Origin of the sequence: uncultured Megasphaera sp. (assembly GCF_900539295.1) — a bacterium.
Classification (GTDB): domain Bacteria; phylum Bacillota; class Negativicutes; order Veillonellales; family Megasphaeraceae; genus Megasphaera.
Genome location: NZ_UQBH01000014.1, coordinates 1 through 23,441, shown reverse-complemented (window position 1 = coordinate 23,441; position 23,441 = coordinate 1). Strand labels below are relative to the sequence as shown.

The window sequence follows — 23,441 nt, the reverse complement described above, 5'->3', positions numbered from 1 at the left end:
GCCATGCATTTAGACTGGTACAACAAGGCTCCACGAAAGACGGGGCCGCCTAAACAAGTTTATATTTTCAGCGTCTGAGTGATCAGGCGCTTTTTTTATGCCAATTTTAGGAGGGATACACATGGCAGACGAATTCAAGTTCGACCTGCAGCGGTTCGCCGACGGCGGCACCGAAGGTGGCGCAGACGATACGGCAGACAGCACTGAAGGCGATAAGGGCGGGAAAGGCACCCCGGACGCCCCGAAAACCAAGACCCAAGAAGAGCAGGATGCGGACGTACAAAAACGGATTGATGATGCAGTGAACCAGGCTAAGGCCCGCTGGGAGAAGGAATACCAGAAGAAGGCTGACAAGGCCAAGAAGGAAGCCGAACGGCTGTCCAAATTGTCCGAAACAGAGCGGGCCAAGGAAGAGCAGGAAGCCATCAAGAAAGAATTAGAAGCCAAGGAAAAAGAACTGAACCGGAAAGAGCTGAAGCTCGAAATGGTGAAGGTCCTGTCCGACCGCAAGATTCCTGTTGAATTCATGGACTACCTCATCGCCGACGACAACGAATCGACGATGGACCGCATCAAGACTTTTGATAAACAGTTCAAAAAGGCCGTCGAAGCGGCCGTCAATGAAAAGCTGAAAGGCAAGGCCCCGAAAGCCGGCGGCACCGGTGTTGGCGGCAATGGCGGTGGCAGTGCCAAGAACAGCTTCTTTGAAGCCATTTACAAGAATCAGGCCAAACGATAAGAGGGGGAATACAATATGGCAGACGAATTATTTTTGAAAGACAATTTGAGCGGCTTCGTGCCGACCCCGATTGCATCCGACATCATTGCGGACGTCGTCCGCGGTTCTAGCGTCATGCGACTGTCCACGGTTCAGCCGATGGAATCGGAAACGAAGAAATTCCCGGTTATGGTCTCGGGCCCTGGCGCATACTGGGTCGGTGAAACGGAACGAATCCAGACATCCGTTGCTAAATGGATTTTCCCGGAACTGGTCGCCAAGAAAATCGGCGTCATCATTCCGGTCAGCCGTGAAAAGCTGGAAGATACGACTATCGACGTCTTCTCGGCCATCAAGCCCTATGTAGCCGAAGCCTTTTATAAGGCCATCGACGCAGCCTGCTTGTTCGGTACGAACAGCCCGTTTGCAAAAAATATCTTAGGGGTAGCGACTGCCGGCAAACAGACCGTTGCCGAAGGCACGAACAAATCGTTAGACCTCGATATTTCCGACACGATGGCCTCGGTTGAAGCCCAGGGCTTGGACGTTGATGGCTTCGTTGCCGGTTATGATCTGAAAAACTCCCTGCGCAAACTGCGTGATGCCAACGGTAACCAGCTCTATGTACAGGATGTGGACCAGTCCACGCTGTACGCTCAGCCAATTGAGTTTTGCCGCAACGGTGCCTGGGATGCCACGAAGGCCCGCGCCATCGCCGGCAACTGGAAATACTCGCTCATCGGCTTACGCGACCAGATTCAGTATGAAACGCTCCGTGAAGCTACCCTGTCGACGGTTACCATGGCAGATGACAAACCGCTGTCCCTGCCAGAAAACGACATGGTTGCCATCAAAGCCACCATGCGCCTCGGATTCCTGCCGGTCAAGGAAACGGCTTTTGCGGTCCTGACTCCGAAAGCCACCACGACCAGCGGCACGGGCAAATAGTCTCCGATGAGGGAGGAGGGATAAGCCATGAATTATCTCACACCCGATGAGGCGGTCGAGAAAATCGTCGATGCCGTCACGCAGAACTCGACAGACACATACCAAGCCGAACGCTTAGCCCGGAAATTCGTCTATGACGTCCTGGACTACTGCAACCGGGAAGATTTCCCACAGGCTCTGGCCTTTACGGCCGAGGATATGGTGACGCGCTGGCTGGAGGATGCCGAAGACGGCGGCCGGGCTCCCTTGAAGAGCTTGACCCAGAACGACACGACGTATCAATTCGCCGTGTCGGAAGTATCCTCGACGGGGGACCCCAGGGAAGAAGATTTCGACCGTCTCAAACCTAAATTGAACCTGTATCGGCGCCCGAAGAGTCTCTAGGGGGTGGTCCTATCAGCTGGAAACGATGCAAGCGCCTGCTCAACAAATACATGTATACCGACCGCGTCACCGTATACCGGCAGCAGGCTGTGAAAGACGACGACGGAGCTGATGATTATACGATGCAGGCCGTCTACCAGGAACTCCCGTGCCATCTGACGCAATACGGCAAAGAGATGCAGAGCGGGCAGAATCCGCGGGAGTTCTTCACAAAGACGGACCTGCGCATCTGCCTTGATCCGGAATACGACATTTCGCCGAACGATGTCCTAGTCATCGTGCATGTCGGGCAAACCTTTACGCTCAATGCGGCGAAGGCCTTCAAGTATCCTGACCATCAGGAAATCAGCGTCCGAAGAGAGGATGAGGCGTAATGGGGGTGCAATTTGGTGGCTTCGACGCCTTCGATGAGCGATTAGCTAAAATCGAAGAACAGGGAGCCCGAAAGATGAACCAGTTTGTCGCCCAGGAAGGCGAAGTAATACGCGGAAAAGTCCAGGACAATACCCCGGTTGACACGGGGCGGCTGAAAGGCGGCTGGAAACGGTCCAGGGCGGTACAGGGCAAGGCGGAAATCTATAATAATGTCCAATATGCCGCCCATGTCGAATACGGACACCGGACCCGTGGTGGGAAAGGATTCGTAAAGGGAAGCAAAATGCTCCATCGTGGCATGCTGCAGGCGGAAAAGACGTTCCGGGATGATGCCGATACCATCATAAAGGCGGTGTTGGACGAATGATGACGCTCCGCGATATAAAAGCGGCCATCGTGGCCGTACTCAATCAAAACTTCAAAGATTATAAGGTGCATTTCGATAATGTCGAGAAATCGGATGCACCTTATTTTTATGTCGAGTTCATGCCGACGGCCACGACCGTGGACGACCTGTTCAGCGACCGGTTGATTCAGGTGGACATTACCTATATCCACCCGAAAGACGCAATGGGACGCGTGAGCCGCACGGCTGTCTTCGAGGTAGCCGATGCCCTGGACAAAGTTTTCCGCCCTGTTCTGGCCGTCAAGGACCGGCATATTACGATTCTCGACGCAGAGATGACCATTGTCGATGACATCCTGCATTACATTTTCAATCTTGATTTCCGTGACAACTTCGAGGATGCCGGCCGCATCCAGTATGAAATGGCCCAGCACCTGGAACTGGAAATCAACAAGCTAAATCAAACGGAAGGGGAATAGCATATGGCAAATGAACAGGAATTGTTCGGCATGCCGCAGATTATCATCAATTTCCGTACCAAGGGGACGACGGCTATCAAGCGCAGTACCCGCGGTATTGTAGCGATGATCCTGCACAACGAAACCAAAGATGAAATCCATAATTACACTATCCGCGACGTTTCCGACATCCCGGATACAGGCCTTACGGATGAAAACGTGGACCTGATCAAGAAATGTCTGCTCGGTACGCCGCTCCGCATCCTGGTCTACACGCTGCCGAATACTAATGTCGATGGTGCTACGAAGGACCAGGCCGATGTCCTCAAGATGCTGGCAAACATCAAATGGAACTGGCTATGCGCTCCGACTGCCACGACGCAGGAACAGAATGACCTGGCGTCTTGGATTAAGACACAGCGCAGCAACAAGCATAAAACTTTCAAGGCCGTATTGTCCGACCAGGCCGCAGACCATGAGGGGGTTGTCAATTTCTGCACAAACAATATCAAGGTACGGACTGATACTGACAGTTTGGGCAATCCCGTCTATACGACGTATACAGCAGTACAGTATACGGCCCGTATTGCCGGCATTTTGGCTGGCCTGGCTCTGGACCGCAGTGCCACGTACTTCAAGCTGACGGAAGTAGAAAGCGTCGAGGTCTACGAAGATATCGACACGCTGATTGATAAAGGCGAACTGCTCCTGATTGATGAACAGGACGGCGATGGTGTCAAGATTGCTCGCGCCTGCAACAGCCTGACAACCTTCACGACGGACAAAGGCGAAGAATTCCGTAAGATCAAGATTATTGAAGGCATCGACATGGTCACTGACGACATCCGCAATACCTTCAAGAAGTATTACGTTGGCAAGGTCATCAACGACTACAACCACAAAATGCTCTTCATTTCGGCCATCCTGGTCTATTTCTCGGAAATCAAGGGCAATGTGCTGGATGCCGATGCGCCTAATACGGTCGACATCGACACGACCTGGCAGAGCAATTACGCAAAACTCCATGGTGATGACCCGACGACCATGTCGGTCATGGAAATCCGCCAGTACAATACCGGCGATACACTGGCCCTGGTCGGTGACATCCGCTTCGTGGATGCCGTGGAAAACTTGAAGATTGATTTCACGCTGTAAGGAGGCCTGACAAATGGCAAGAAGCGAATATGACGTAAAATATCGCGGCAACCGGCGCTGGAACGGCTCCCACGGGAAATTATGGTGGGAAGGCGAACTCATTTTTGAAATTGAATCGTTCGAAGTCGACGTCGAACCGAACCGTGAAGATGTGCTTATTGGGAACAGTGTAGACAGTAAGATCGTATCCCTCAAGGGTACGGGGACGCTCAAAATCAAGAGCGTCATCAACAGGAATCTGAATAAATACTTGGAAGACTGGAAGAGTGGCCATGACCTGCGTACGACGCTGGTTGGCCTGGTCGAAGACCCGGATATGATTGACGCCCAGAAAGAGCGCATCACGCTTAATAACGTCTGGTTCAACAAACTGTCGCTCATGAATTTTGAAAAAGGGAAAGTCATCGAAAAGGAATACCCCTTCGGCTTCACGCCGGAAGACGCGGCATTTACGGAAACCGTTGAATAGGAGGAGACCATACCATGGCAGTTAGCATTCAGGAATTGATTAACCAGAAAGACAAAATCGCACAGAAGAAGCAGGAAACCTTTGACCTCGACACCAGCGTCGGCAAGCTGACGGTCAAGAAAATCACGAAAGGCCTCATGGCCGAAATCATGGCCATCACCGACGGCTCCGACGAATACTGCATCTTGCAGACCGTCGTCGAACCGAACTTGAGGGATGCCACCCTGCAGCAGGCCTATGGCTGCGTCGAACCGACGGACATCATCGACAAATTGTTCGACGCCGGCGAGATTCCGGCCATTGCCCGTAAGATTTCCCAGCTGTCCGGCTATGGGAAAGACATCGAATCGAAGGTCCATGAAGACGTAAAAAACTAATCCAAGAGGACTGGGAAGCGGCTACGGCGGCCGCCATGGTCCTCCGTGGGCATCGATTGGACTATTTTTTCGGCTTGAACCGGTTGGAAAAGATTTTCTGCTATGAGGCTGTCTGCCTGGAGCAGCAGCGTGAATTGGATTTAGCGACGCTGCCATTGAAGAAAGGGGGCCGTTAGGCTGTGAGCAACTATGTTTTGAGCGCTACGCTGGAACTCAAGGACCAGTTTACGGCGCAGGTCAATAAAGCAAGGTCCGGCTTCAAGGGCTTGACGGAAACCCTGAAAAGCACAGGGAGCGCTTCGGATACGGCCGCCGCCGGGATGGGAAAAGCCGGTACAGCGGCTGTCAAAGCAGCCGGCCAGGCAGACCGTGCTAAACGGTCCTTCCAGGGCATCCGTGGCATCTATGAAGCGACTATCCGCGCTAAGGACGACGCCACGGCGAAAATCCAGAAGGTCAAGACGGAGCTGAACGGGCTCAAAGGAAAGGCCTATACCGTGGCTATCAACGTAAAACAAAACGGCGATATTGGTGGCATGAAGGACAAACTGTCCGGAATGGCTGCCGGGGCTATGGCCGGCCTTCCTGTACAGGCTGCCGGTTTTGCTGGGCTTGGCTACGGCGTCTTCGATGCTGTAAAGAATTATTCTGACTTCACGGCTCAGTTGTCGCAAATCAAGGCAGTCACTGGGTTAGATGCGGAAGCCATGGACGCCGTCAAGGAAAAGGCACTGGAACTCGGTGCGGATACGCAGTTTAGCTCGACGGAAGCGGCCCAGGGCATGACAGAGCTCTTGAAAGCCGGCGTCAGTGTCAAGGACGTTCTCGGTGATGCTTCTCAGGCAGCTCTCGATTTAGCCGCAGCCGGCCAGTTATCCCTTCCGGAAGCAGCGGAAATCATGAGTACGGCTATGAACGCCTTCCATATTGATGATGCCACTCATGCAGCAGACGTCTTAGTTGGCGCGGCCAATGCCAGTGCAACGGGCGTCCAAGAATTAAAGTACTCACTCTCTGCTGTCTCGGCTGTTGCAGCCGGGGTCGGTATGAGCTTCGATGATACTAATACGGCCCTGGCAGTCTTCGCCAACAATGGCTTGAAGGGGTCTGACGCAGGTACGTCTTTAAAGACGATGCTCATGAACCTCTCCCCGCAGACGAAGCAGGCCACCGAAGAAATGCAAAGACTCGGTCTCTTGACCGACGAAGGAACGTCTAAATTCTTCGATCAGGAAGGCCACTTGCGGTCCCTCTCAGACATCGCCGGTCTTTTGCAGGAGCATCTATCCGGTTTAACGGATGAAGAAAAGATGAACGCCTTGTCGACCATGTTTGGCTCGGACGCTATCCGAGGCGGCATGATCATGCTGCGTGAAGGCGCCAAGGGCGTCAAAGACATGAACGCAGCCATGAAAGACATCACGGCCCATGAAACGGCCAAGGTGGCCATGGACAACCTGCGCGGCTCTCTGCTCCGGTTGAAGAGCGCCTGGGAAAACCTGACCATTAAGCTCTTAGACCATGGCGTCGGCGATGGCTTGCGGAGCTTTACCGATGAATTCGGCAAGCTGACGTCGCATTTTTCCGGCCTTATTGATGACGGTTTACAGGTGACGGACGTCATCAAGATTGTGGGCGAGGGCATCAACGACCTGAAAAACAAATTCCTTGCCTTTGACGGTATCGGGTCGGTACTGGCAGGCGGTGCCTTAGCTGTTGGGTTGAAAAAGATTTACAACCTGGCCATGAAGGTCAAAGACGTCATTCAGGGCATCCCGAAGAATCTCCCGGGCGGCACGCCGACCGGCGGGAACGGGCTTCCCAGCACGTCGTCCGTGAAAGATATGGTCGTCACGGCGACGAACGTCATTATCAACAGCAAAGGGGCGCCGACCACGGCACCTACTTCAGCACCACCGACAAACGCACCGGTTCCGGTTCCAGAAGGGACTCCCAAAGGGACTCCGAAACCAGGATGGGGCGCCCGGCTCAGCAGCTGGGCGAAAAGGGTGCCATGGATTGGGTCGGCTATCGCATTAGGTGGAACCGCTCTTGATGTAGCTTATGCCCCGGAAGGGGAAAAGCTGTCTACAGCGGGACGGGATGCGGCTGGCCTGGCTGGCGGTTTTGCCGGTATGAAAGCCGGGGCCGCATTTGGTGCCTCGGTAGGCTCAGCAGTCCCTGGCGTTGGTACAGCGGCCGGCGCAATCGTGGGCGGCATCGCCGGAGGTATCGGCGGTGATATGCTCGGCCAGAAGCTGGCCGAAGCCTTCCAGAGCATCAACTGGGATTCCTTTAGCCAGGTCATCAACGAAAAGAACGCGGAGTGGAGCCAGACCTTTGCTCAACTAGGCCCGACTATAGCCAATACCTTTGAAGGTGTCCGCCAATCAATGAGTGACACAGCTGACTGGCTGGACGCTAAACAGGCCGAATTGCATCAGTATATGGCTGACTCCTGGGAAGGCATCAAACAGTCCGGGGCGGATACCTGGGAGAGCATCAAACAGTCCGGCGTCGACTCTTGGGATATGATTTGTCAAGTAGCTGATGAAAAGAACGCGGAGTGGAGCCAGACCTTTGCCGATGCGAAAAACGCCGCCGGCGGCTATCTGGCCGAACTGGAAGAATCGGCCGGGACAACCTGGGAAGAAATCAGCAGTGGCGCTTCGTCCACGGAAAGCAACATTGCCAGTGCCTTCCAATCGGCCAAGGATAAAGCTGAGGCGGCCTGGGACGGCGTAACAGGATGGTTTGAAGAGAACGTATGGGGCCCGCTTTCGGAGCGTGCAAAGAGCGCCTGGGGAAATTTACAGAGCACTATAGCGGATATACGTTCCTCGGCCAGCTCTTTTTCATTCAGCATCCCTAGTATCTTCTCCAGCCATGCGACTGGCTCGTCATTTTACGCCGGCGGCTGGACGGAAATCAACGAACGGGGCGGCGAAATCGTCGACCTGCCGCAGGGAAGCCGTATCTATCCACATGCCACGACGGAGCGGATGATTCAAGCCGAACTGGAAAACAGACAGTCGTCTGGCAGCGGCCCGGTCGTCATCAAAGGCAATACCTTCTATGTCCGCGAAGAAGCGGATATTGACCGGATTGCCTACAAGCTGGCGAAACTCATTGCACAGAATAGTCTGAATTATGGAGGCGGCTACTAATGGGACTCGGAAAATTAGGGAATACCATCGAAGTATTATCGGCCATCTTTTCGGCCGGCGGCAGCAGTGCCCATCGTCAGATCATCCTCGAAGGGACGACGGGGAAGCTCATCCTTCCGGTCACGCCGGCTAAATATACCGTCGGCGATGGACAGAAAAACAAAGTCGTCGACATCACACAGGCCGGGGAAGCCCTGGTCTTCGGGATGCCGAAAGCCCGGACGCTTTCCTTCTCCGGGTTCTTCCCGTCGACAACCCATGATTATCCCTTTGTAGTCGGCGATTTCCAAGAACCGACGGCGTGCGTCGAGAAAATCACGGAATGGAAGGCCGCCCGCCAGCCCGTGCGCGTCATCATTACGGATTCGCCGGTGAACCTGCAGATGGCCATCATGGAATTCTCCTACTGGGAGCAGGACGGCAGCCGCGACATCTACTACACGCTGAATTTCACGGAGTATAAGGAACTCAACGTTCCGACAGCGAACAATGACAAGCCTATCGATGATAAGACGGGCCTCAAAGTCCGCCCGGTCGACCTGGACCAGAAAATCAAGGAAGAGCAGGCGAACGTCAACAAGGGCAAGGCCCTCTTCCAGAAGGCATGCGACGTCATGGACGTGGCCAAGAAGGCCTACGGCGACTATACGCACTGGCGCCGCGTCCTCAAGAGCAACAATCTGAAAGATCTAGTTATCAACAATGCAGACGACATCCGGAAGTGGGTGATTAAGAATTGATTATCAAGCATAAGAGCGTCAAGACGGAAACGACGAAGGACAAGGAAGGGAAGACGACGACCAAACAGGCCGAGTCGATGGACGACATCACGCAGCTCGTCGTCGGCAAGGTCACCTGGGAAGGATCGCGCCTCAACGTGGCCCGGAAGCTCGTCTTCTCCTACGTCCAGGACGCCCGGGACCCGAACCTGCCGAACTACGTCATCAACTGCGGTGAGACCGTCTATGGCTATGACGAGGACGGGAACCTGCAGTTCCAGGGCAACGTCTACGACATCGAGAAGGACGTGCAGCAGTCGACCGTGACGGTCACAGCCTACGATAATCTCTTCATCCTCTGCCGCTCGAAGACGACGCGGAAGTTCACGGACATGCTGGCCGAAGACATTGCCAAGGCCGTGTGCAGCGAACTGGGCATCAAAGCCGGCAAACTAGCGGAAACAGGGAAGAAGACGTCCTTCATCGCCCAGGAGAAGACAGGCTACCAGATCATTATGATTGCCTATACGGACGCGGCGAATCAGATTAACGCCAGCAAGACGAACAAGGACGACCCGGACGTGCTCTTCCATCCGGTCATGCGCGGCGATGAGCTGGACGTCATCAAGAAGGGCGAGCTCATCGAGGGCATGGAGGCGAACCAGTTCACGAACATCGAGAACAGCCAGTACCGGGAATCCATCGAAGAACTCGTCGACAGCGTCATGGTTACGGACCAGCAGGGCAATGTCACGGGCTATCAGACGAAAGATGACTGGATCAAGAAGTATTCCATGGTCCAAGACGTCTACAAGACGAACCCGAATGACAATGCCCAGACGAAAATCAACAAGCTCTTCAAAGGCCCGGAACGGTCCGGCGTCATCCAGATGCTCGGCAACTACGCGGCGAAATCGTCCTATTCCATCCAGATCAAGGACATCTTGACGGAGCTGTGCGGCAAGTTCTGGATCAAGTCCGATACGCACACCTTCGAGAACGGCGTCCATGAGATGCGGCTGGAAATCGAATTCGAGAACATCATGAATAAAGAAGACAAACCGAAGGAAACCAGGAAGGCAACCGGTACGGGCCAGTACACGCAGAGCGAACAGGGCGCCTACAGCTATATGCGTTCCCTGGGCTTTACGGACAATCAGGCGGCCGGCATCCTCGGCAACATCCGCATCGAAGACAGCGACTACGACCCGGCCGCCTCGAACGGAAGCCATACAGGGCTCTTCCAGCTCAGTGACGACGACCGCTGGCCGAAGTACGTGGCATACTGCCGGGAACACGGCATGGAACCGTACAACAACCAGAACCAGATTTACTATGTCACGATGGTCGAAAACGGCGACCTGCGGACGCAGATTCCGGACAGTTCCCCGTCGGCTGCGGCGGACTGGTTCAACCAGAACATCGAAATCAGCGGTGAAGACAGCTACGCAGAAGGCGGCCGTGCTGCGGCGGCAGAATCTGTCAAGGCTTCCATCGACAGCGGCGAAATCGGCGTCGAAACGCCGCGCTACAAGAGCGGCACCGCGACCCTCAGCGGCGACTCGTCCCTCGTCACGGAAGCGGCGGCCAACTTGGAAGGCGCTCCCTTTGGGGACAATGGCTGCGTGCGGGCCGTTAAGACCTTCGCCGCGCAGTATAACTCCGACTTCGTGGCCCTGGCCAACTCGAACATCGAAGATGTGGACGGGCTGGAACGGTGGTGCTCGGAAAACGGTTATGTCGAGGAAGACTGGGACGGCTATGCAAGCCCGGGCGACATCTGCGTCTGGAGCGGCCGACACTGCGGCGTCTGTGACGGCAGCGGCGGTTGCTGGGACAACTCGACGGCTGCCGGTTATCGCATGATCCACCGCGGCAGCATTTACGATTACGGCTCTTTGCCGGACAAGGTCATCCGCGTCCAGCAGAAAGCATAGTAGGGAGGCAGAGCACATGAATAACAGCCAAATCCCGTCGGCTTCGCAGTCGATGGCCCGCGTCGTCGATACCATGCACGGCATCGCGCAGGAGGAACTGCCGCGCGGGGCGCAGGTCGGCATCGTCGAGACGCCGCCTCCGAACCTGGTCGTCAAGATGAACAACATCGAAATCACGGCAAAGGACGTCTACTGTTCGCGGTACCTGCTGCCGAACTATACCCGACACGTCGTCGGGGAAACCAGTTACCGGGCCGGCGGCTCCGGGGATGCGCAGTATGAGAGCCATAACCATCCTGTCGACAATGATGAAACCTGGACCGATACCCTGAAGCCGGGGACGCTCGTCCTGCTCATCCCGATTTACGGCCAGGATGAGCAGCTTTACTGGCTGGCAGACAGCGGGGTGAAATTATGAGTGTAGAATATCCCTTTACCGGCACTGTTACGGCCAATACTTATACGTCGGATTTGCCGACGCCGAAGGAATACGCTTGGGACTTCGAGAAAGACTGCTTCCTCTACGATGCGGACGGCAGACTCAAGATTGTCGAAGGCGACGAGGCGATAAAGATATGGATCTACAAGGCCCTGAGCACGGAACGCTTCCGTTATCTGGCCTACAGCTGGCAGTACGGCATCGAACTGCGCCCGTTCATCGGCAAGGTCATGGGCGTGCAGCAGCGCTACAGTGAAATTAAACGTGTCATCGTCGAATGTCTGATGGTCAATCCATACATCAAGAGCATCGATACCATCGACATCCAGCACGAAGGCGACACGGTCGATATATCCATTACACTGACGACGATTTATGGGGAGGTGAGCGTCGATGTATGAAGCTCGTGAACAAAGTGATATTTTGACGGAACTGCAGCAGAACGTCGGGAGCGATGCGTCGAGTTACGAAGGGACGTTCACATACGACGTCCTTGCCTCGAACAGCATCGAATTCTCGAAAGAAGAAGTCGAGCTGGAACAGGCTTATAAGGCATCCTTTGCCCGCTCCAGCTGGGGCGAATATCTGGAAATGCGGGCCGAGGAACACGGCATCTTCCGGAAGAACGCCATCAAGGCCATCGGGAAGGTGACGGTCAGCGGCAACGGCATCGTCCCGCTCGGCAGCATTTTCCAGACGGAGACAGGCATCTCCTTCGAGACGACGAAGGCAGTGACCATCTCCAAATCAGGGGACATCCCTGTCGAATGTACGACGGCCGGCACAGTGGGCAATGTGGCAGCGAAGACAATCACCAAGATACCGATGTCTATTCCGGGCATTAGTAGCGTGATGAACGCCGCAGCCATGCACGACGGCTTCAATGAAGAAGACGACGATTCACTGTTCAATCGCCTGCTCTTCAAAGTACGCCAGCCAGCTACGTCGGGCAATAGGAATGAATACCTGCAGTGGGCCACCTCCGTGGCAGGCGTCGGCAAGGCCGTCATCAAGCCGCTCTGGAACGGCAACGGCACGGTTAAGGTACTGATTACGGATACAAACGGGGACCCCGCATCGAGCGACCTGCAGAGCAAGGTAGCGGCGTACATCGAAAGCGTCCGGCCCATCGGGGCGACGGTCACAGTGGCAGCGCCGAGCATCTTCGCCGTCAAAGTGGCCATCAAGCCACTCGACAGCAAGAACGCCAGCGCGACGGCAATCCAGACGGTCGTCAACAACTACTTCGGCTCCCATCAGTTCGACAATATCCGCATTACCTGTGCCATGATCGGCAAGATGATCCTCGAAGACTCGGCCTGCGGCGTCGAAGACTATGAATCATTGACCATCAACGGCAGCGCCACCATGGTCGCGGTGACGGATGATCAGATTGCGCGCTGCACTGAGGTGACGATCAATGGCTAAGTTCAATTTCCTGCGGGTCATCCCTGTAGACCTGAAACGATACTTGCCGCAGTTTCTGGAGCACGACCCGACCTTTGCAGCGACCCTGGAAAGCCTGTCGAAGGAACACGAGAAACAGCGGCTGACCCTGATGGACATCACCAAACAGTTCTTCGTCAAGACCGCCACCTGGGGGCTCTCGGACTGGGAAGAATTCCTAGACCTGAAACCCGACGCCGGCGACTCTGACGAGAAGCGGCGGGCACGTATCCTGATAGCCCTACGGGGTTCGCAGACGACGACCATAACCCGTGTCAATGATATCATCGCCGCTTATGGGTCAGGCTACGTCGAAGAGCATAATGACAAATATTTCTTCATCATCTATACGTCGACGACGGATAAGACGTCGCTGGAAGAGATGCAGAAGAAGATTGAAATCTATAAGCCGGCTCATCTGGGATGCTATGTATACCTGGGCTGGTCCTGGAATGGGAAGATAAACTTTGATGGGACGTATACGTACGGTACTAGCATGACGGAATGGAGTGGAAAATAATGGCAAACTATCTCGATAAATGGAAAACGGATTTCCCGGAAACAATCAATAACCAGACCCGCCCGACAGCAGGCCTGGACAATAGCCTGGAATTCAATACGGATGGCTTCCCGCAACGCATCACCGGCGACCCGGTCCATGCAAAACTGGAAAACGATATAGGCAGCCAGCTCTTCTCGAATGACCAGCGACTGAAGGAAACCATCGATTCGCTGGGCACACAGGAAGCGGCCCACGAAAAGGACAAGTCCGCCCACAGTACCGGCATTTCTGGGAACGCGGCAACGGCGACAAAATTAAACACGGCCCGCACGATTGCCATTTCCGGCAAAGTAACGGGCGCAGCGACAGCGTTTGATGGGAGTAAAAACATCAGCATTAATACGACAGCCGTAACGGCGGATAACTGCACCGGAAACAGCGCTACGGCTACCAATGCGACCAACGACAGCTATGGCCAAAATATCCGCAGCACCTACATCAAGGACCTGTCATGTAGCGGGACACGTATTACCTATACACGCGGGGACAATACAACCGGGTATTTTTACACCCAGGACACCAATACGACATACAATGATTTTTCCGGCGCCGGCAGTTACTATAGCGGATCGCACGGCCTGGTCCCCGCGCCGTCGTCCGGCTATCAGGATCGCTTTTTGGCCGGCAGCGGCGACTGGGAGGCGTTTAGCGCGGCTTATCAGGCCATGCAAAGCTTATCGCCGTCCAGCGACAAAATACCGTACTTTACAGGCGCCTCATCGGCCGGCCTGACGGCACTGTCCGCTTTTGCCCGCACCATCCTCGACGACACCAGCGCCGATGCTGTCCGCAACACCATCAACGCTAACGCCAGCACCTGCGGCGGCATCGTAGCCCAGAGCCTGACGCAAAACGGCTACGTGAAATTCGCAAACGGCCTAATTATACAGTGGGTATTTCCAGATAGCAATAAACCATTTAAATTTCCTATTGCTTATACGTCAAATTGGACGTTAATACCTTGTTCCGAGGCCCCTGGTACCGGATACTATACTTTCCTCGAAGTCGTTAGGGACGGGATGACGGGAGCAACAATTAACACATATTCCGGCAAGGGGGAATTAATGAACCATACAGTTAGGGCAATCGTCATAGGATTTTAAACAGTGGGGAACCGTTAGTGATGTCCCTGTGAAATCATATGTTATACTCCCGATAAGCGCGTCTCCTTTTGCAGTAGTAGCTAACGACATGAACGCGGAGGAAACTCCATTAATTTTAACTACAAGCAACTACCAAAACGGTAAATTTATGCTCGACGGTGTAAGAATAACCGACGACCGCCAAATCCAAGTTAGCAACCTTTGGGCACAGTGGATTGCAATTTGCAAGTAGTTTTTTATTTCCCAATTGCGATGTAGTGAGCGTCATAGAAACCTTCCTGATCGACCTCATTAATGTCCGATCCTGATAAGTTTTTAACTGAAAGTGTAAAACCGGCAAGTGAATCATCCTCTAATGCCTTAGCTATCATAAAGTTCTTACCCGCATGCAATAGTGTTATTTGTCTAAAAGATGTAAATCGAATCGGGAACGCCACATAGCCATACAGAGAATATCCCCACTGTCTAGTTCTTGCCGATTAGAATGGCATGGAACGGACGCCTAACTCGATGCGTTGGATCGGTCATGTGTGATTGGAAAGTTTTTACCGTTATGCTTGTTGTAGACCAGCTGATGATATTTGTAGAATCATCTCCGGTACCACTCGTGGCGCATCCTAATAAATTCATAGAGATAGGGATATTAATAGTATATTCCCCTTTTAACGTGTCTGAGTTTTGGGTATCATATACCCACTGTTGAAAGGAGATGATTAAAATGACCGAACAAGACAAAAATATATACCTTATGCTCGGTACTGACGCGGAGAAAAAACGGCCCAGTGTTGTGTGTGGCGAGGTAAATAACGCAATTTACGCGATGAAAGTTGTGGCCGAAAGCTATGGAGTTGTTTTCAGTGATGCTGTCATCGACCAGTTATATAAAGAGCTGGACGAGCATCTAAATCGGATGCAAGCTCCATAATTATCAATATGTTTTAACTAAATGAGAAATAGAGTATTAACCGTATCATCGGTATTCCGCATCCACTAAAATCATGAGAGGATGCAGATTTACCGATTTTTAAAGTATCAATAGTAACAGTAAAAGAGCCGCATAGCGGACGGGTTTATACATCTGTGTGCGGCTCGTATAGTATCGTATTAGTAACATTATTTGAGCAGCTCAATGCATTTGCGGAGCTGTCGCAGGTTTTTGTGGGTATAAACGCGTTCGGTGACATCGCCGCCTGCGTGCCCTAAGATGCGCCGCTTAGCTGTTTCGTTCGCTCCAGCATTGTCAAGCAGTGTGGCCACGGTATGCCGGCAGTCGTGCGTCGTGTGTCCGTCAGCATGGATGAGATGCATGACCGACCGCCAGATTGTGCAGTACCGGCCATAATTGTACGGCCGCCCCGTATCATCGCAAATGAGTGCATCACCTGGGCTTTTCATGCGGGACTCGATGAGCGCCGCAATACGGTGATGGATGGGGATGATGCGGATGCCGGCGGCGGTTTTGCTCCGTGTGATGCGGATACAGTGTTGACGCAGATGGACGTCAGCTTTTTGCAGCTGTAGCATCTCGCCACAGCGCATCCCGGTATAGAGCAAAATTAGTACTGTATCGACACCGGAGAAGTTCACAGCCGCCCACAGCCGGTTGATTTTCTGCCGGCTAAAGGGGTGATGAGGCCGGACCGGCCGATTGCGACCGATAGAGAGCAGCGGCGCATAAGCCTTCGTGATAATCTCCGTTTTCAGCGCGTACTTTTCGAGCAAAGAGATGAGTGAGCGCACCTTTTTTAGTGACGAGTACGATAAGCCGTGCCGCTTCATGCCGTCTAAGATGCGCTGATAGTCCGTATAGCGTAATTTGGTGACTGGCTCGTAATGTAAGTCGGATAAATGCCGAAAAGCGTTCTTATAGCTGCCCAACGATGATTGTGATGGTCCTGTATCGGCGATATGAGCGGGGAGCCAGCGATGGTACAGCTCAATCAACGTGATTTGATGCCCAGGGAGGGAGTGATGACGATGAATTTTGTTATAATCAGCTGCAAAAATTTCCGCTTCCACCTGCGTCGCGAAATACGCAACTGGTCGTTGATGCCCATCTTTAGACACTACAAAGACAAACGGCCGCCTCCGACGCCCGCTCAGATGTTTGATAGACCCATAGCCGTTAGGCTTTCTCATTTTTACCACCTCATAATCTTTTTAGGGAGATGATAGCATGAATACCCAGCACTATGTAGCCGGCTTTAATGCGTCCGGCCGCCGCGTCGTCACGATTTTATGCGAATATGATCCAACGGACCCGTCCAGTGAATCGCTGCTGAAAGCGGATAAAGAAAAGGCCGCAAAACTGGCCAGCGATGCTACCGTCATTGAATTAATTGACCAGGCGACCTTTGAGCAGTATATGAGTAACTGCGTCCGCGACATGCAGACCGGCAAGCCTATCCCATATGTCGCACCGGAGCCGACAGCTGAAGAAAAGGCTGCGGCGGAAAAAGCCAAGCTCACCAGTGAATACGAAGCGAACAAGCAGGAAATGCTGGCGGCCATGCAGTCGGCGTCCCTGGCCGGCAACACCGATGCCGTGACGAGCATCCAGAAGGACTACAAAGACATGACAGCGGCCTATAAGGAAGCGGTAGAAGGAGTGACGACAGCATGAGTTTTTGGAAACGCAAGAAATACTGTAAATACTGCGGCAGCACGCTGAAAGCGGACGGGAGCTGCCCGAACGTCAACTGTATTGCCTATGTGCCCGCTGCGACAACTGCGGATACCAGCACTACACAGGATACGTCACAGGGCACGCAGCAGAACGGGAGCAACGCATAATGGAATCTATTCTTCAGATTGTGGGTGTCTTCGTTGGCGCACTAAGCTTATGCGGAGCCATCTTCAACTATGCCGTCATCAAGCCGCTGTCGTCGTCGATACAGGAACTGCGGGACCTCATCGAGAGCACGCAGAACTATATCCGCCGTGTCGAAGAGAAGCGGCAGAGTATGGCTGAACGCTTGGCAAAAGTCGAAGCGTCGGCCGCGTCGGCGCATCATCGGCTGGACGATTTGCAAGAAAGGGTGAAATAAGATGCTGAAAATCATCGGCAACAACATCTATCATATCCGCGGGGATACGGACAGTTTTGACGTAAATCTGACGCAGGAAGACGGCTCGGATATCGGACCTTATACTGCCGTTTTTAGCGTCAAGAAAAAAATCACCGATGCCGCGTATGTCTTCCAAGCATCTGTTCAAGATGGCGTCGTGTCGCTAACCCATGACATGACGGCCGATTTGGAGGCCGGTGACTATGTTTGGGACATCGAGGTCCGGACCCAGGGCGGCGGTGTGCAGACCGTCGGGCCGGGCCTCTTCCGAGTCATTGCAGACGTAACGAGGTGATGAGATGGCGACATTAAAAGCACATTTGAGCAGCGACGGCAGCATTTCCGGCCAATTCGCCAGACGTGGCGAACGCGGATATAGTGCCTATGACGTAGCTGTGCAGAACGGCTACACGGGCACAGAGGCCGAATTTGCGGCGGCGCTGACACACTTAGAGTATCTTCCCTTTGACAGTCGCTTCCATTTTCCCAATATCGGCGACGTGAACGTCCTGTACGGAGATACGACAGAAAATAAACTGTATCGATACGACCCGGACGACGGGAAATATTACTGCGTCGGGTCTGACTATAACGATATTACTGCAATTGATGGAGGGCACGCATGAGCGAACAAACATTAAAAGTCAAAACCTTATACCTGCGTAACGACACGGCTGCTACGTGGGTCGAAAAGAACCCGGTACTGGCGAAAGGCGAACCGGGCGTCGAAGTCGACACGGGTAAATTTAAACTTGGCGATGGCGTCACCAGCTGGGTCGGCCTGCGTTATGCCGGCGTCTTGGTGAGCGCTAGCGAGCAAAACGGCTATATCAAAATTGACGGCGTCGACACGCTGGTCTATCGCCTGCCTATTGGCGGGGCATCCATCGGCGGCGTCAAGACCGCCGCCGGAACAGGTAAAGTGTCTATTGCGGCCGATGGGACCATGAGCGTCTCCAATGTGGCCAGCGCAGATAAGCTGTCGGCATCCCGCACGATTGCGATTGCCGGGGATGCTACCGGTTCGGCTACCTTCGACGGCTCGGCTGGCACCAGTATCACCGTCGCCCTGGTCGCATCCGGGGTCAAGGCTGGCACGTACAGCAAAGTAACAGTGGACGCCAAGGGACGTGTCACGGCTGGCAGTAACCTGACAACGACAGACATCAGCGGCATCGGCACGGCTGCGGGCAACATCCCGATCCTCGGCTCGGACGGAAAACTGAGCGACAGCGTCATACCGGCTATTGCGATTTCCGAATCGCACACGGTCGCCAGCGAACACGAAATGCTGGCCCTCGCGGCACAGGTCGGCGACATTGCAATCCGCACCGATGGCGCGGGCACATGGATTTTGAAACAGACCCCGGCTTCTACGTTGGCCAACTGGGTGCAGCTCAAGTCCCCGACGGATGCTGCTACTAGCGTCAATGGCAAGACGGGCAACGTCATCCTGACGACCTCCGACATCGCCGAAGGGACGAACCAGTACTATACGCAAGCCCGCTTTGTTGCAGCTTTTAAGGCATCGAAGTCGACGGACCTGTCGGACTCGGCCAACCTCATCCGCAACAGCGACACGCTTATCCTGGACTGTGGCAATGCGTAAAAGGAGTGACGGACCATGGCCAAAACCGTAAAAGCACAGCTCAAGTGCCGGCATGACACGGCGGTCAATTGGACTGCCAAGAACCCCGTACTGCTGGACGGCGAGCTCGGGGTAGAGACCGACACGACATTCTTAAAAATAGGAGACGGCGCCACAGCATGGACGTCGCTGAAATACGTCACATCTAAAAGCGCTGTCTATGATAATTCCGGCAATGTTATCGCAGATACATATGCTAAAAAGACAGATGTCCCTGCTATTACAGTATCAGGGAATGCAATTTCGTTCGGTAGTGTCACGATTGGTGTTGATTAAATGGCAAAATATATTAGTGTAACGAGAGCGAATGGAGACTTAGAATATATTCTGCTTGTAGATACAAAAGAATATGGATATAGCTATTTCTCAGTTTTATGCTCTGATGGCGTGACCCGGTATGCACAGCTTGGAGAAAAATCTGACGATAATGCGTCAGCCTTATGGATAAAGCAAAATGGAATAAAAAAATACGCAATAAGAAAACCCATTGTTACACCACATGTCTACTTAACAATGGGTACCTATTTCAATATGGACGGCTTTTGCGACTTTGATGGGGAAAGCTTTGGAGCAATCAGCGGTACGTTTACGTACAACAATAAAACAGTTGCCGTCAGAATGTTTGCATTTAATAGTGGGTATGTAGATTTTGCTATGCAAATAGGAGACGAAACGAGTGGGACATATAATGCCAATGTCACGCTAATAGACCCTGATACGGGTAAACAAGGAAGTGTATATTTTAGTGGCATGTATTATCAGAGCTACAACAAGGCGTTTATTGGCGAACAGACACTTTACAGCGGCAATTTATACGATTTTTTCTCGGCTAGTAACGTCGGGAAGAAGTATGTGATAAAAGTCGATATTGCAAAAGTTTAGGTTATATACAAGTTTAATTTGCAAGTGGAATCATCTGTAAAGTCTGCGCATCACCAGTTGAATACGATAGAAAAAAGGATATTATGAAAAAGAAAATCATAGCCCTGGGTAAATGGGGGCAAAAGCACTGGCTCCAATTAATCATCATCATGAGTATCCTTATGATGGTCTTTTTGTTTCTCGTGCTGTTCAGCTGGCTTTTCGGATACTGGAGCAACGCACTAAGAGGAACGCACTTTGAACTGATGAGCTGTTGGAGCGGCGTGACGGCCGTCGGCGGTGGTATCGCTACCGTCGTCGGGTTGGGAAAGGCCTGCTGGACGAAATATGGCTATGACAGCCGTTTCAACTCCGCACGATACACAATGCCAGCTGCACAACAAAACACGCCCACAATGGCAAATAACGCAGAAAAAATGAAAGGATGATAACTATGTTAGGAGAATTAAGCGCGCAATACGAAAGCAACGGCGACCCAGCCTGCATCAGCGACGGCTATGGTGACCCGGGCGGCAAGTCTTACGGGACGTATCAGTTCAGCTCCAATGCCGGAAGTTTAGGCCAGTTCGTCAGCTGGTTGAACGACAACTATCCGCAGTACGGAGAACAGCTCAACGCATATCCCTTATGCAGTGACAGTTTTGATGAAGCATGGCGCAACATTGCGGCCAGCGACAGTGACGGCTTTGCACAGGCACAGCATGAATACGTCAAAGCGGCGTACTATGACCCGGCTGTACAGATTCTGGCAGACAACTATTGGCATATCGAGAATCACCACGACGTTTTAAAAGACGTTGTGTGGAGCCGGGCCGTACAGTATGGCGTCGGGAACATCCTCGACATGTGGACGGAAGCCGTTCACAGCATGTTCAACGTACAGACGGGTGACTATGACGGATATCCGAATTTGAGCTACATCGACTCTCCGGAGTATGACTATGATTTTATCGTAGCCGTATACAGTGTCTGCAAGACCCCGGAATGGAACAGCTCTTCTCTCCGGGACAGTTTGAACAACCGTTTTGATAGCGAAATGCACGATGCATTGGCTCGCTTGTAGGAGGTGATCTATTTGTATCTTCCGCATCTAAAAGAGGAGGTTGATAAGATTGCTAAAAATAAAAAGACCCTTATTGTATCTTGTGTTGTCCTTGTCTTTGTGTTCGCCTTTGGCTGGCTTTTGTGCCGATACTACGACAGCCGCGCCCGTGAAGACGGTGCAGATGTCGCTCGAACAGTACAATCAGTTAAAGACGACAATCAGAGAGCAAGAGAGAGCGTTAATACAGCTACAGAGCAGATTAGACAAGCTGGACAGCAACTCGACAGCCTTGCAGAATCAATTGACGCAAGCCAAAGAACAGTTGACGACAACAAAGCAGTCATTGATGACAGCCGACAGCTCATTGAGTCAAGCCAGCGAAGCCTTGAACAGGCAGAGTCAGTCCTTGACGACATTGACAGAGCAAATCAACTCCATGACTAAGAAAGAAGCCAGACTGACAAGACAACGTGACACATGGGCTGTAGCAGCTGGGACGTTATTAGTCGGCCTTGCTATGAAATAGCTGATGTATAATATATGTAATATAAAGAAATTTTTATTTATTAATGCGACCAGAGAACAGAACGAGAACAAAATACTTAAACCTAAAAGTAAATGGTAAGAAATGAAGTGATTCGATGCTTGAAAAACCACGATAAAATGGGGCTTCTTAATGCTTTAAAAATTAGGTGAAAATCAGTGGGAAAATGCCCGGCATGATGTAAGGTCTTGCCAGTTAACATCAACTGACTGTACTCTCCTTAAGAAACCTGTCTCATGGCAGGTTTCTTTTTTTTGCATATCAAACAATCTTGACTTTTACAGGGCCTGCGAGTACCATAAAGAAGTTCGATTTTGCCAAAAGGAGGATTCTTATGTTTTACACCATTCCTTTAAAATATGTTTTGCCTCTCTTAGGGTTGACCATATCGGCCTTTATCTTTAATACCTCAGAGTTTATGCCCATTGGCCTGCTCATCGATATTTCCCGATCCTTTGCCATGACCGAGTCTCAGACGGGGATTATGATTACCATCTACGCCTGGATTGTGGCCTTATTGTCCCTGCCGCTGATGCTTCTCCTTTGCCGCGTCGAGCTGCGCAAGCTCTTGTTGGCGACGATCAGTCTCTTTGCTTTGGGGCAGCTCTTGTCGGGGCTGGCCGTTAACTTCCCGATGTTGGTTGCTGCGCGAATCTTAGTAGCCTGTGCTCATTCCGTCTTTTGGTCCATTGCAGCGCCTATGGCGGCCCGTTTAGTTACTCGTACACATCGGTCCTTGGCCCTTAGCATGATTATTACCGGGTCGTCCGTAGCCATGATTTTTGGCCTTCCTTTGGGCCGGGTCATCGGTCTCTATGCTGGTTGGCGCATGACCTTTATCAGCATTACAGTCATTGCCTTGCTGGCGCTGATCTACTTATTCCGCGTCGTTCCGGCACAGCCGGCCAATACCTCTTTTTCACGAGAAGATTTGCCGAAACTGTTGACAAATCCCGTCGTCATCAGCGTCTATTTGATTTCTGTCCTATTTGCGACGGCCTATTTTACTGTCTACAGCTACATCGAACCTTTCTTGAAAACAGTAGCCCGGTTCACTCCTGACGGTATTACGTCGACGTTGATGCTCCTCGGGTTCAGCGGTCTTGTGGGCAGTTATATTTTCTCTCACTTTTACAACCACTACCGCTACGGTATCATCCGCTTGGGCTTCGTCGGCCTGGTCCTGATGCTGTCCTTGTGGCAGCTGGCAGCGTATCACTGGGAATGGATGCTGGCCGTCTGCCTCATCTTAGGCTGCTCGTCGACCTTGTTTAACGTAACCTTTCAGGCTGAATTGATTCGTCAAGTCCCGGCCGGGGCGGCACCGGTGGCTATGTCCATCTTTTCCGGCATCTTCAATGTCGGCATCGGAATGGGGACTTGGATCGGCGGGCGAACCATGGCTTACGGCTTACTGCCGGACATCGGATATGTCGGTGCCAGTATCGGATTCTGGGCGCTGCTCTATTGTTTCATTGCCTACTTTCACTTCTTGGGTCGTCCCCGGCTGTCTCTTCGTGGATAGGGACACGAGCTTTGTGAAATTTAGGTTGATTGTATAATGAATTCGGACATATAAAAAGAGACATAAACGGAGATCTCTGTTATGATAGATTCACCACAAAACACCATTAGGAGGTCTCCGCCATGT

General features: G+C 52.5%; 32 protein-coding genes. 31 read left to right on the top strand and 1 reads right to left on the bottom strand.

The genetic code is table 11. The features are described from left to right. The first annotated feature begins 121 nt into the window (after positions 1-121). The 19 genes from QZQ46_RS06035 (at position 122) to QZQ46_RS05945 (ending at position 15,528) form a co-directional block, all read left to right on the top strand. Positions 122-739 carry a DUF4355 domain-containing protein gene (locus QZQ46_RS06035; protein WP_296827916.1) on the top strand — a complete coding sequence of 206 codons (618 nt, stop codon included), beginning with the start codon at positions 122-124 and terminating at the stop codon, positions 737-739. A 15-nt stretch (positions 740-754) separates the two neighbouring features. Continuing rightward, positions 755-1,666 (top strand): phage major capsid protein, encoded by a 912-nt coding sequence (locus QZQ46_RS06030; protein WP_296827914.1) that lies wholly within the window; start codon positions 755-757, stop codon positions 1,664-1,666. Positions 1,667-1,693: 27 nt separating this feature from the next. Beyond that, positions 1,694-2,050 (top strand): hypothetical protein, encoded by a 357-nt coding sequence (locus tag QZQ46_RS06025; RefSeq protein ID WP_296827911.1) that lies wholly within the window; start codon positions 1,694-1,696, stop codon positions 2,048-2,050. A 50-nt stretch (positions 2,051-2,100) separates the two neighbouring features. Next, on the top strand, positions 2,101-2,424 hold the full coding sequence (locus QZQ46_RS06020; RefSeq protein WP_296827909.1) for a hypothetical protein: 324 nt from the start codon (positions 2,101-2,103) through the stop codon (positions 2,422-2,424). Beyond that, positions 2,424-2,792: an HK97 gp10 family phage protein gene (locus tag QZQ46_RS06015; protein WP_296827907.1), complete on the top strand. Its 369-nt coding sequence runs from the start codon at positions 2,424-2,426 to the stop codon at positions 2,790-2,792. Before QZQ46_RS06020 ends, QZQ46_RS06015 begins: the two co-directional genes overlap by 1 nt. Then, complete coding sequence (locus tag QZQ46_RS06010; protein WP_296827905.1) at positions 2,789-3,250, top strand: DUF6838 family protein; 462 nt, start codon at positions 2,789-2,791, stop codon at positions 3,248-3,250. Before QZQ46_RS06015 ends, QZQ46_RS06010 begins: the two co-directional genes overlap by 4 nt. Before the next feature lie 3 nt (positions 3,251-3,253). Next, a complete protein-coding gene (locus QZQ46_RS06005; protein WP_296827903.1) occupies positions 3,254-4,384 on the top strand; it encodes a phage tail sheath subtilisin-like domain-containing protein in 1,131 nt (376 codons plus the stop codon). A 13-nt stretch (positions 4,385-4,397) separates the two neighbouring features. After that, the gene (locus QZQ46_RS06000; RefSeq protein ID WP_296827901.1) at positions 4,398-4,853 is read left to right on the top strand and encodes a phage tail tube protein; all 456 of its coding nucleotides are present in this window, start codon (positions 4,398-4,400) and stop codon (positions 4,851-4,853) included. A gap of 14 nt (positions 4,854-4,867) precedes the next feature. Next, positions 4,868-5,230 (top strand): phage tail assembly chaperone, encoded by a 363-nt coding sequence (locus QZQ46_RS05995; RefSeq protein WP_072982017.1) that lies wholly within the window; start codon positions 4,868-4,870, stop codon positions 5,228-5,230. A 35-nt stretch (positions 5,231-5,265) separates the two neighbouring features. Then, on the top strand, positions 5,266-5,406 hold the full coding sequence (locus QZQ46_RS05990; protein ID WP_296827898.1) for a hypothetical protein: 141 nt from the start codon (positions 5,266-5,268) through the stop codon (positions 5,404-5,406). A 3-nt stretch (positions 5,407-5,409) separates the two neighbouring features. Then, the gene (locus QZQ46_RS05985; RefSeq protein WP_296827896.1) at positions 5,410-8,397 is read left to right on the top strand and encodes a phage tail tape measure protein; all 2,988 of its coding nucleotides are present in this window, start codon (positions 5,410-5,412) and stop codon (positions 8,395-8,397) included. Then, positions 8,397-9,137, top strand: a complete 741-nt coding sequence (locus QZQ46_RS05980; RefSeq protein ID WP_169014048.1) for a hypothetical protein — start codon at positions 8,397-8,399, stop codon at positions 9,135-9,137. Before QZQ46_RS05985 ends, QZQ46_RS05980 begins: the two co-directional genes overlap by 1 nt. Then, positions 9,134-11,053 carry a phage tail tip lysozyme gene (locus QZQ46_RS05975; protein ID WP_296827893.1) on the top strand — a complete coding sequence of 640 codons (1,920 nt, stop codon included), beginning with the start codon at positions 9,134-9,136 and terminating at the stop codon, positions 11,051-11,053. Before QZQ46_RS05980 ends, QZQ46_RS05975 begins: the two co-directional genes overlap by 4 nt. A gap of 16 nt (positions 11,054-11,069) precedes the next feature. Then, positions 11,070-11,471 (top strand): DUF2577 family protein, encoded by a 402-nt coding sequence (locus QZQ46_RS05970; RefSeq protein WP_169014050.1) that lies wholly within the window; start codon positions 11,070-11,072, stop codon positions 11,469-11,471. Next, positions 11,468-11,893: a DUF2634 domain-containing protein gene (locus QZQ46_RS05965; protein WP_296827889.1), complete on the top strand. Its 426-nt coding sequence runs from the start codon at positions 11,468-11,470 to the stop codon at positions 11,891-11,893. The genes QZQ46_RS05970 and QZQ46_RS05965 overlap by 4 nt, the downstream gene beginning before the upstream one ends. Next, positions 11,886-12,920 (top strand): baseplate J/gp47 family protein, encoded by a 1,035-nt coding sequence (locus QZQ46_RS05960; RefSeq protein ID WP_296827887.1) that lies wholly within the window; start codon positions 11,886-11,888, stop codon positions 12,918-12,920. Before QZQ46_RS05965 ends, QZQ46_RS05960 begins: the two co-directional genes overlap by 8 nt. Beyond that, complete coding sequence (locus tag QZQ46_RS05955; protein ID WP_296827885.1) at positions 12,913-13,458, top strand: putative phage tail protein; 546 nt, start codon at positions 12,913-12,915, stop codon at positions 13,456-13,458. Before QZQ46_RS05960 ends, QZQ46_RS05955 begins: the two co-directional genes overlap by 8 nt. Then, on the top strand, positions 13,458-14,603 hold the full coding sequence (locus QZQ46_RS05950) for a hypothetical protein (protein ID WP_296827883.1): 1,146 nt from the start codon (positions 13,458-13,460) through the stop codon (positions 14,601-14,603). Before QZQ46_RS05955 ends, QZQ46_RS05950 begins: the two co-directional genes overlap by 1 nt. 718 nt (positions 14,604-15,321) lie before the next feature. Further along, complete coding sequence (locus QZQ46_RS05945; RefSeq protein WP_296827881.1) at positions 15,322-15,528, top strand: hypothetical protein; 207 nt, start codon at positions 15,322-15,324, stop codon at positions 15,526-15,528. 188 nt (positions 15,529-15,716) lie between these two features. On the opposite strand, the gene QZQ46_RS05940 is transcribed toward QZQ46_RS05945, so the two are convergent. Then, the gene (locus QZQ46_RS05940; RefSeq protein WP_296827879.1) at positions 15,717-16,742 is read right to left on the bottom strand and encodes a tyrosine-type recombinase/integrase; all 1,026 of its coding nucleotides are present in this window, start codon (positions 16,740-16,742) and stop codon (positions 15,717-15,719) included. 37 nt (positions 16,743-16,779) lie between these two features. Between QZQ46_RS05940 and QZQ46_RS05935 the strand changes: the two genes are divergently transcribed. The 12 genes from QZQ46_RS05935 to QZQ46_RS05880 all read left to right on the top strand — a co-directional run bounded on the left by QZQ46_RS05935 (position 16,780) and on the right by QZQ46_RS05880 (position 23,315). Further along, positions 16,780-17,226, top strand: a complete 447-nt coding sequence (locus tag QZQ46_RS05935) for a hypothetical protein (protein ID WP_296827877.1) — start codon at positions 16,780-16,782, stop codon at positions 17,224-17,226. After that, positions 17,223-17,396, top strand: a complete 174-nt coding sequence (locus QZQ46_RS05930) for a hypothetical protein (protein ID WP_296827875.1) — start codon at positions 17,223-17,225, stop codon at positions 17,394-17,396. The genes QZQ46_RS05935 and QZQ46_RS05930 overlap by 4 nt, the downstream gene beginning before the upstream one ends. Beyond that, the gene (locus QZQ46_RS05925; RefSeq protein ID WP_296827873.1) at positions 17,396-17,650 is read left to right on the top strand and encodes a hypothetical protein; all 255 of its coding nucleotides are present in this window, start codon (positions 17,396-17,398) and stop codon (positions 17,648-17,650) included. Before QZQ46_RS05930 ends, QZQ46_RS05925 begins: the two co-directional genes overlap by 1 nt. A gap of 1 nt (position 17,651) precedes the next feature. Next, complete coding sequence (locus tag QZQ46_RS05920) at positions 17,652-17,966, top strand: hypothetical protein (RefSeq protein WP_296827870.1); 315 nt, start codon at positions 17,652-17,654, stop codon at positions 17,964-17,966. Positions 17,967-17,970: 4 nt separating this feature from the next. Beyond that, a complete protein-coding gene (locus QZQ46_RS05915; RefSeq protein ID WP_296827867.1) occupies positions 17,971-18,297 on the top strand; it encodes a hypothetical protein in 327 nt (108 codons plus the stop codon). Continuing rightward, positions 18,294-19,280, top strand: a complete 987-nt coding sequence (locus QZQ46_RS05910) for a hypothetical protein (protein ID WP_296827864.1) — start codon at positions 18,294-18,296, stop codon at positions 19,278-19,280. The genes QZQ46_RS05915 and QZQ46_RS05910 overlap by 4 nt, the downstream gene beginning before the upstream one ends. Before the next feature lie 15 nt (positions 19,281-19,295). Beyond that, complete coding sequence (locus tag QZQ46_RS05905) at positions 19,296-19,595, top strand: hypothetical protein (protein ID WP_296827862.1); 300 nt, start codon at positions 19,296-19,298, stop codon at positions 19,593-19,595. Beyond that, positions 19,596-20,201, top strand: coding sequence for a hypothetical protein (locus QZQ46_RS05900; protein WP_296827858.1), 606 nt, complete (start codon positions 19,596-19,598; stop codon positions 20,199-20,201). It begins immediately after the preceding gene. Between the two features lie 83 nt (positions 20,202-20,284). Beyond that, positions 20,285-20,629: a hypothetical protein gene (locus QZQ46_RS05895; RefSeq protein ID WP_296827856.1), complete on the top strand. Its 345-nt coding sequence runs from the start codon at positions 20,285-20,287 to the stop codon at positions 20,627-20,629. 5 nt (positions 20,630-20,634) lie between these two features. After that, positions 20,635-21,264: a hypothetical protein gene (locus QZQ46_RS05890; RefSeq protein ID WP_296827853.1), complete on the top strand. Its 630-nt coding sequence runs from the start codon at positions 20,635-20,637 to the stop codon at positions 21,262-21,264. 12 nt (positions 21,265-21,276) lie between these two features. Beyond that, entirely contained in the window at positions 21,277-21,690 is a 414-nt protein-coding gene (locus tag QZQ46_RS05885) for a hypothetical protein (protein ID WP_296827850.1), read from the top strand. 434 nt (positions 21,691-22,124) lie between these two features. Then, positions 22,125-23,315 carry an MFS transporter gene (locus QZQ46_RS05880; protein WP_296827848.1) on the top strand — a complete coding sequence of 397 codons (1,191 nt, stop codon included), beginning with the start codon at positions 22,125-22,127 and terminating at the stop codon, positions 23,313-23,315. Positions 23,316-23,441 lie beyond the last annotated feature (126 nt).

Excerpts from the sequence above, each read along its gene's own strand:
- QZQ46_RS06035 (WP_296827916.1), top strand. The coding sequence starts at position 122 with ATGGCAGACGAATTCAAGTTCGACCTGCAGCGGTTCGCCGACGGCGGC.
- QZQ46_RS06030 (WP_296827914.1), top strand. The coding sequence starts at position 755 with ATGGCAGACGAATTATTTTTGAAAGACAATTTGAGCGGCTTCGTGCCG.
- QZQ46_RS06025 (WP_296827911.1), top strand. The coding sequence starts at position 1,694 with ATGAATTATCTCACACCCGATGAGGCGGTCGAGAAAATCGTCGATGCC.
- QZQ46_RS06020 (WP_296827909.1), top strand. The coding sequence starts at position 2,101 with ATGTATACCGACCGCGTCACCGTATACCGGCAGCAGGCTGTGAAAGAC.
- QZQ46_RS06015 (WP_296827907.1), top strand. The coding sequence starts at position 2,424 with ATGGGGGTGCAATTTGGTGGCTTCGACGCCTTCGATGAGCGATTAGCT.
- QZQ46_RS06010 (WP_296827905.1), top strand. The coding sequence starts at position 2,789 with ATGATGACGCTCCGCGATATAAAAGCGGCCATCGTGGCCGTACTCAAT.
- QZQ46_RS06005 (WP_296827903.1), top strand. The coding sequence starts at position 3,254 with ATGGCAAATGAACAGGAATTGTTCGGCATGCCGCAGATTATCATCAAT.
- QZQ46_RS06000 (WP_296827901.1), top strand. The coding sequence starts at position 4,398 with ATGGCAAGAAGCGAATATGACGTAAAATATCGCGGCAACCGGCGCTGG.
- QZQ46_RS05995 (WP_072982017.1), top strand. The coding sequence starts at position 4,868 with ATGGCAGTTAGCATTCAGGAATTGATTAACCAGAAAGACAAAATCGCA.
- QZQ46_RS05990 (WP_296827898.1), top strand. The coding sequence starts at position 5,266 with ATGGTCCTCCGTGGGCATCGATTGGACTATTTTTTCGGCTTGAACCGG.
- QZQ46_RS05980 (WP_169014048.1), top strand. The coding sequence starts at position 8,397 with ATGGGACTCGGAAAATTAGGGAATACCATCGAAGTATTATCGGCCATC.
- QZQ46_RS05970 (WP_169014050.1), top strand. The coding sequence starts at position 11,070 with ATGAATAACAGCCAAATCCCGTCGGCTTCGCAGTCGATGGCCCGCGTC.
- QZQ46_RS05965 (WP_296827889.1), top strand. The coding sequence starts at position 11,468 with ATGAGTGTAGAATATCCCTTTACCGGCACTGTTACGGCCAATACTTAT.
- QZQ46_RS05960 (WP_296827887.1), top strand. The coding sequence starts at position 11,886 with ATGTATGAAGCTCGTGAACAAAGTGATATTTTGACGGAACTGCAGCAG.
- QZQ46_RS05955 (WP_296827885.1), top strand. The coding sequence starts at position 12,913 with ATGGCTAAGTTCAATTTCCTGCGGGTCATCCCTGTAGACCTGAAACGA.
- QZQ46_RS05950 (WP_296827883.1), top strand. The coding sequence starts at position 13,458 with ATGGCAAACTATCTCGATAAATGGAAAACGGATTTCCCGGAAACAATC.
- QZQ46_RS05945 (WP_296827881.1), top strand. The coding sequence starts at position 15,322 with ATGACCGAACAAGACAAAAATATATACCTTATGCTCGGTACTGACGCG.
- QZQ46_RS05940 (WP_296827879.1), bottom strand. The coding sequence starts at position 16,742 with ATGAGAAAGCCTAACGGCTATGGGTCTATCAAACATCTGAGCGGGCGT.
- QZQ46_RS05935 (WP_296827877.1), top strand. The coding sequence starts at position 16,780 with ATGAATACCCAGCACTATGTAGCCGGCTTTAATGCGTCCGGCCGCCGC.
- QZQ46_RS05930 (WP_296827875.1), top strand. The coding sequence starts at position 17,223 with ATGAGTTTTTGGAAACGCAAGAAATACTGTAAATACTGCGGCAGCACG.
- QZQ46_RS05925 (WP_296827873.1), top strand. The coding sequence starts at position 17,396 with ATGGAATCTATTCTTCAGATTGTGGGTGTCTTCGTTGGCGCACTAAGC.
- QZQ46_RS05920 (WP_296827870.1), top strand. The coding sequence starts at position 17,652 with ATGCTGAAAATCATCGGCAACAACATCTATCATATCCGCGGGGATACG.
- QZQ46_RS05915 (WP_296827867.1), top strand. The coding sequence starts at position 17,971 with ATGGCGACATTAAAAGCACATTTGAGCAGCGACGGCAGCATTTCCGGC.
- QZQ46_RS05910 (WP_296827864.1), top strand. The coding sequence starts at position 18,294 with ATGAGCGAACAAACATTAAAAGTCAAAACCTTATACCTGCGTAACGAC.
- QZQ46_RS05905 (WP_296827862.1), top strand. The coding sequence starts at position 19,296 with ATGGCCAAAACCGTAAAAGCACAGCTCAAGTGCCGGCATGACACGGCG.
- QZQ46_RS05900 (WP_296827858.1), top strand. The coding sequence starts at position 19,596 with ATGGCAAAATATATTAGTGTAACGAGAGCGAATGGAGACTTAGAATAT.
- QZQ46_RS05895 (WP_296827856.1), top strand. The coding sequence starts at position 20,285 with ATGAAAAAGAAAATCATAGCCCTGGGTAAATGGGGGCAAAAGCACTGG.
- QZQ46_RS05890 (WP_296827853.1), top strand. The coding sequence starts at position 20,635 with ATGTTAGGAGAATTAAGCGCGCAATACGAAAGCAACGGCGACCCAGCC.
- QZQ46_RS05880 (WP_296827848.1), top strand. The coding sequence starts at position 22,125 with ATGTTTTACACCATTCCTTTAAAATATGTTTTGCCTCTCTTAGGGTTG.